The organism is Agaribacillus sp. DX54, assembly GCF_056858335.1.
Genome location: NZ_JBXEQE010000159.1, coordinates 1 through 294 on the forward strand (window position 1 = coordinate 1; position 294 = coordinate 294).

At 39.5% G+C, this 294-nt stretch carries 1 protein-coding gene; it reads left to right on the forward strand.

The features are described 5' to 3' along the window. Positions 1-62: 62 nt before the first annotated feature. Positions 63-294 (forward strand): transposase (locus tag AC04NP_RS30785; RefSeq protein WP_482863970.1); only part of this gene is annotated, 232 nt, incomplete at its 3' end.

Below are 294 nucleotides of genomic sequence, written 5' to 3' on the forward strand. Positions count from 1 at the left end.
GAGACTGTAAATTAAACTCTGTCTAAGTTAAAATAATTAGAAATTTATAACTTAGCAGAGTAATGACACAAGAAGAATTAAACGAATTACAGAAGAAAGCTTTAGAGCAATTCAAATCAGGCCAATCACTTTTTGGCAAAGATGGTGCCTTCGCACCGATGTTGAAACAATTCCTGGAGTCAGCCCTTGAAGCGGAGATGAGTGAACATTTGGACGATCAGAAGCGCGAGCAAGGTAATAAACGAAACGGGAAGGGTAAAAAAACCATCAAGAGCGCTACAGGCTCCTTTGACA